Annotated in this window: 4 protein-coding genes and 1 pseudogene; 3 read left to right on the forward strand and 2 right to left on the reverse strand. The window is 57.7% G+C overall.

Annotated elements, in window-relative coordinates; all coding sequences use genetic code 11:
• A partial coding sequence (locus tag MUW49_RS18355; protein ID WP_210539127.1) for an RNA-guided endonuclease TnpB family protein occupies window positions 1-890 on the reverse strand: 890 nt, incomplete at its 3' end.
• A gap of 57 nt (window positions 891-947) precedes the next feature.
• On the opposite strand from MUW49_RS18355, the gene tnpA reads away from it, so the two are divergent.
• From tnpA to MUW49_RS18370, 3 genes are all read left to right on the forward strand, one after another.
• Window positions 948-1,352, forward strand: a complete 405-nt coding sequence (gene tnpA / locus MUW49_RS18360) for an IS200/IS605-like element ISAs26 family transposase (protein WP_010674034.1) — start codon at window positions 948-950, stop codon at window positions 1,350-1,352.
• 166 nt (window positions 1,353-1,518) lie between these two features.
• Complete coding sequence (locus MUW49_RS18365) at window positions 1,519-2,325, forward strand: siderophore-interacting protein (RefSeq protein WP_109422417.1); 807 nt, start codon at window positions 1,519-1,521, stop codon at window positions 2,323-2,325.
• 251 nt (window positions 2,326-2,576) lie between these two features.
• Window positions 2,577-3,740, forward strand: a complete 1,164-nt coding sequence (locus MUW49_RS18370; RefSeq protein WP_280520840.1) for a 3-deoxy-7-phosphoheptulonate synthase — start codon at window positions 2,577-2,579, stop codon at window positions 3,738-3,740.
• Here the strand turns inward: MUW49_RS18370 and MUW49_RS18375 are convergent.
• Window positions 3,692-3,937 (reverse strand): annotated as a pseudogene (locus MUW49_RS18375) (IS4 family transposase); the annotation flags it as partial. The gene MUW49_RS18370 and the pseudogene MUW49_RS18375 overlap by 49 nt on opposite strands.

The following is a 3,937-nucleotide window of genomic DNA, read 5'->3' on the forward strand; positions in this document are numbered from 1 at the left end:
TTTGCCCGGACGTTGCGCCCCGGCTGGCTGGTCGTGCCCGCTGCTGATTTTGACATGCTGGCAACCTTCAAATCCTCAATGACGATCATCGCGTGGTTTTTGCTGATAGTCGTTGTGACCTTGTGAAGGTAATCGCGGCGGGTATTAGCGATATGTGAATGCAGCCGCTGGATCTTGGCTTTTTGTTTCTTCCAGTTGCTGCTGAACTTTACCTTTTTGCTCAACTGGCGTTGGAGCCTTGCCAGCTTGGTCTGATTGGTTTTGAAGCTGTTGACGGGCTCAAACACCGTGCCATCTGACAGGGTTGCGAGCTTGGCGATCCCCGCATCCAGCCCGACCATTGAGCCGGAGGGGTGAATTGGCTCAAGCGTCTCCTGCTCGACCTGAAAGGAGATATACCAGTGCCCGGCTGCTTGGCTGACGGTCGCGTTTTTAATTTTCCCTTCAACTGGCTGGGACTGACGGAACTTGACCCACGCCAGCCCGGCAGGCAGCTTCACGCGACCCTTTTCAAGGCGGCAATACTTGTCGAAGTTGACGAACCGGATAGCGTCGCAGTTGTCGCTTTTTTTCTTGAATACGGGTGCCTTGGCGGCGAGTTTCTTATCAAAGCAGCGCATCCACGCGCCATGCAAATCCTTGAGCTTCTGCTGGAGGTTGTCGGTATATGCCTCGGCCAGAAAGGCCATTTCTGGGTCTTTCTTCCAACTGGTGAGCATCCTGTTCAGCTCAAAGGCAGAAGGCAGTTTTTCGCCAGCATCCAGAATGCGTTTGGTTTCTGCCAGCCCGTGATTCCAGACATAACGAGCACAACCGCCCAACTGGCGCAGGCGTTGCGCTTGTTGTTCGGTCGGTTCGAGTCGGAATTTGTAGGCTTTCAGAATTTGCATTTAGCGCTCAGTGTGTAGCATTATTGCCATATCTATTAAGCCCGATTGAGTGACAGAATGCAATTCACTAAAATTAATAAATCACGCCATGCGGCCTACGTTTTGCACGTACACTTGGTGTTTATCACCAAGTATCGAAAGCCGATACTGGGGGATCTGCATCACGCTTCCTTCGGTCAGTGTGCGGCAGAGGTTTGCAGAGATTTTGGTGCGGAACTGAAAGAGTGTGACGGAGAGGCTGATCATGTTCACATGCTGATAGAGTACGCGCCAACGGTACAGCTATCGGTACTGGTGAACTCGTTAAAGGCGGTCACATCAAGGCGACTGCGTAATGAATTTCTGGACTTGAGAGGTGCTTACAGCAAACCCGTACTCTGGTCACGCTCTTACTTTGCGGGCTCTTGCGGCGGAGCACCGTTGGAGGTGATCAAGCAATACATTCAAAACCAGCGGGGCTGACGCCCCGGCGAAATTCCCCTCCCACCTACGTCGGAGGGAGTCCCCTTTCGTATTTAAGATGGAGATCCAGAGGATGGTCAATCGCGACCCATTCTGCCCACAAACCAATTGATAATAGTTTTCATTTAATCAAGAATGGGCGCCATCATCAGCCAGGAGTATGCCCATGTCTCAACCCGCCCCGGCCAATCGCCCCCGCCTGCTCACCGTCAAGCATGTTCAGGATGTGAGCCCGCATCTGCGCCGAATCTGCCTGACCAGCCCCGAGCTTGTGGACTACCCCTTCAGCTGTGGCGGTGCTCATGTCAAGATCATGCTGCCCCGACCGGATCAGCGCGAGATAGTGTTGCCCACCCCCACCGACAAGGGGCCTCGCTGGCTCGATCCCGCCCAGAAACCCGTCATTCGCACATTCACCATACGCGCGTTTCGCCGGGAGGCGCTGGAGCTCGACATCGACTTCGCCCTGCACGGCGAGGCCGGCCCCGCCAGTCGTTTCGCCCTGCACGCCAAACCGGGGGACAGGCTCGCCATCTCGGGCCCGGGCGGTCCCGACCCCATGCTGCAAACGGCCGAGCACTATTACATGGCGGGGGATCTCACCGCCCTGCCCGCCATCAGCGCCATGGTGGAAGTGATGCCAGCCCATGCCCGCGGCCATATCGCCCTGCTGGTCCCCCATCAGGACGACGTGCAGGATCTGTCGCTGCCGGCCGGCGTCGACCTGCGCTGGTTCGTGGGCAATCCGGAGCAGGCCGCGACCCTGGTGGCGCATTTCACCGCCCAGCCTATGGTCGCCGAGGGGAGCTATTTCTGGTTTGGCGGGGAAGAGAGCCTGGTCGTGCCGCTGCGCCGCCACGTCAGACGCGCCCTGGATGCCGAGCGCCAGCGGGTCTACGCAGTCCCCTACTGGCGCAGTGGCAAGGATGAAGACGCCTACCATCAGGACAGGCACGCCGTGATGGACAGCTGATCCCCTCTTTATCTTGTGACTGGCGGGCTTCTTCCCTCGGGGAAGCGGCCTGCTTTTGCTGCGGTTCCCCCGCCATCGTTCTTTCTCCCCCCATCTTCGCCTGGCGATTTCATTGCACTTGCATTTGAGACAAACACTAAGATAATGACAATCATTCTCAACAACTGCGATGAGCCGTGAATCTGTCTGCTCCCAACAGGATGCCGCATACGGGTTCCCCATCGCACACATGCACAGCAAGGTAACTCCAGATGGCAGTTTTGAATTCGGTCATGCGCGCCTTCGCCATAGAGGCGCTACCCACCCCTGCCGAGCTGCTGGTGCAGCACCCCTGTCCGGCCGACATGACCCGGCACATCGACAACCAGCGCCATCAGGCACGCCGGATCCTGGCAGGTGAAGACGATCGCCTGCTGGTCGTGATTGGCCCCTGCTCCATCCATGATCCCGTCGCGGCCCTGGACTATGCCGGACGGCTGGCACGACTCGCCACCGCCTATGAAGACAGCCTTCAGATAGTCATGCGCGCCTATTTTGAAAAGCCGCGCACCACGGTGGGCTGGAAGGGGCTGGTCTTCGATCCGCACCTGGACGGCAGCAACGACATCAATCGGGGATTGCATCTGGCACGCCAGGTGCTGCTCGACATCAATGGGCTGGGGCTCGCCACCGCCACCGAATTCCTCGACACCACCAGCTTTCTCTATCTCGCCGATCTCGTCAGCTGGGGCGCCATCGGGGCACGCACCACGGAGTCTCAGGTCCACCGGCAATTGGCCTCCGCACTGCCCTGCCCCGTGGGATTCAAGAACGGTACGGACGGCAATATCCGGGTCGCCATCGATGCCATCCAGGCCAGTACCGCCTCCCATCTCTTCACCGCCCCCGGCAGCCAGGGCGGCATGGTAGTGATCAAGAGCGAAGGCAATCCCGATGGCCATATCATTCTGCGTGGCGGCACCCTGCCCAACTACTACCAGAGCGATGTGGCGGAGGCAGCAGACCGCCTCATCCGTCAGGGACTCCCCCCTCGCCTGATGGTAGATTGCAGCCATGGCAACAGCCAGAAGCTGCACACGAACCAGCTGAAGGTCGCCAAAGAGCTCTGTCGCCAGCTGAGCGAAGGGAGCCAAGCCATCGCCGCCGTCATGGTCGAGAGCTTCTTGCTGGGAGGAAACCAGAAACCGGCTCCTCTGGGTGAGCTGCAATACGGCCTGTCAGTGACCGATGCCTGCCTCTGCTGGGAAGAGAGTGAACACCTGCTTGCCATGCTGGCAGAGGCGGTCCAGGCCCGTCGCCGCACCCGGAGAAAATACACACACGCCGTTCAGTCTGAACTCTCAGAGATCCCCTCATTTTTAGAGACTCAAATAATTCCAAGTGTGCGGGTATATAAGCGGTGTTGCTTCAGGTAGTAGATAAATTTATCCATCAACAAGACCGCATTGGCTTCTTTCATTTTAGGTAGCAACTGGTAATAGATGACCCCTTGCCGAAAGAACGAATAGGTTCGGCTCTTGCTGGTATTGACCTTGATCGTTCTCTCTAGACCGACACTGTCTCCAGCCTTACCCAGCAGCGTCAGCAAGACGATGGCCAGGGCACTGAATAA

The organism is Aeromonas sp. LsrichE-8G, assembly GCF_022869435.1.
GTDB lineage: Bacteria > Pseudomonadota > Gammaproteobacteria > Enterobacterales > Aeromonadaceae > Aeromonas > Aeromonas caviae.

Bases quoted from the DNA above. Each gene is read 5' to 3' on its own strand.
- tnpA (WP_010674034.1), top strand. From the start codon at position 948: ATGCAATTCACTAAAATTAATAAATCACGCCATGCGGCCTACGTTTTG.
- MUW49_RS18365 (WP_109422417.1), top strand. From the start codon at position 1,519: ATGTCTCAACCCGCCCCGGCCAATCGCCCCCGCCTGCTCACCGTCAAG.
- MUW49_RS18370 (WP_280520840.1), top strand. From the start codon at position 2,577: ATGGCAGTTTTGAATTCGGTCATGCGCGCCTTCGCCATAGAGGCGCTA.